This is a genomic window from Streptomyces rugosispiralis (assembly GCF_024505145.1).
Lineage (GTDB): Bacteria > Actinomycetota > Actinomycetes > Streptomycetales > Streptomycetaceae > Streptomyces > Streptomyces rugosispiralis.
The window spans coordinates 1-1,634 of record NZ_JANIAA010000148.1 but is presented as its reverse complement, the minus strand read 5'-3'; the positions used below and the strand labels follow the sequence as shown (position 1 = coordinate 1,634).

Here is a 1,634-nt window from a genome sequence, read left to right as displayed (position 1 = left end):
CGCAACGGCAATGACAGTAGCGACGGCGAGAGTGGCCTGACTGGGCTGCGGGAGTACGTGGCCGAACGGCTGCCCGAGTACATGGTCCCGGCCGCCGTGATGGCCATTGACACACTCCCCGTCACGGCCAACGGCAAGCTCGACCGCGCCGCCCTCCCCGCCCCCGACTTCGTCGGCACCACCTCCGGCCGGGGCCCGGCGACGCCGACGGAGGAGATCCTCTGCGGGCTCTTCGCCGAGGTGCTGGGCCTGGAGCGGGTCGGTGCGGAGGACTCGTTCTTCGCGCTCGGCGGCGATTCCTTGCTGGCCATGCGGCTGATCGCCCGTATCCGGTCGGTGCTGGACACCGACATCGGGATCGGCGAGCTGTTCGCGGCACCGACGGTGGCCGGGGTCGCCCGGCTGTTCGACGCCCCCGAGGACGGCACCATCCGGGCCGCGCTGACACCGCGGCCGAGGCCGGAGGTGCTGCCGCTCTCGTACGCCCAGCAGCGGATGTGGTTCCTCAACCGGCTCGAAGGCGTCGGCGAAGGCGCGGGCTACAACCTGCCGCTGGCCTTACGGATATCGGGAGACCTGGACATCGCCGCCCTGGAGGCCGCGTTGGGCGATGTGGCCGACCGGCATGAGAGCCTGCGCACGGTCTTTCCGGAAACCGATGGTGAGCCGCGCCAGCAGGTGCTGGAGGGCGAGGCGGGTCGGCCGCCACTGATCGTCGTGGAGACCACACCGGACGAACTGGACGCGGCACTCGCGGCGCACTCCGGGCGTGGCTTCGAGCTGAGTGCCGATCTGCCGTGGCGCATACGCCTGTTGGCGACCGGGTCCACGGAGTACGTGCTGCTGATCGTGGCGCATCACATCGCGGTGGACGGCTGGTCGATGGGCGTGCTCGCCCGGGACATCGGCGTGGCGTACGCCGCCCGTCGGGCGGGCGACACACCGATGTGGCAGCCGCTTCCGGTGCAGTACGCGGACTACGCGCTGTGGCAGCGCGAGGTGCTGGGCGACATCGAGGACCCCGACAGCGTGATCAGCGGCCAGTTGGACTACTGGCGCGCGGCCCTGGCCGACGCCCCCCAGGAGCTGACACTGCCGACCGACCGGCCGCGCCCGCCCGCGTCCTCCTTCCGGGGCGGCACAGTGCCCCTGCGGGTGGACGCCGAGACCCACGCCCGGCTGGTGGCGGTCGCCCAGCAGGGCAACGCCACCATGTTCATGGTCGCCCAGGCCGCCCTGGCCGTGCTGCTGACGCGGCTGGGCGCGGGCACGGACATTCCCATCGGCACCGCGATCGCCGGCCGCGGGGACGAGGCCATGGACGCCCTGGCCGGGTTCTTCGTCAACACGCTCGTCTTGCGGACGGACGTCAGCGCCGACCCGACGTTCAGCGAGGTGCTGGCGCGGGTGCGGGAGACCGATCTGGCCGCGTACGCGCATCAGGACGTGCCGTTTGAGCGGCTGGTGGACGTGCTGAGCCCGGAGCGGTCGCTGGCCCGCAACCCGCTGTTCCAGGTCATGTTGGCGCTCCAGGGCGCCGCGCCGGAGGAGTGGGAGCTGCCCGGCCTGGAGGTCGACACGCTTCCGTCGACCGCGGACCCCGTGGCCCGCTTCGATCTGTCGGTGACGCTGAT

1 protein-coding gene is annotated in these 1,634 nt (G+C 71.8%); it reads left to right on the top strand.

Annotation, left to right across the window (positions count from 1 at the left end):
* The coding region (locus NP777_RS46770) for a condensation domain-containing protein (RefSeq protein WP_256656302.1) at positions 1-1,634 on the top strand (1,634 nt) is incomplete at both ends.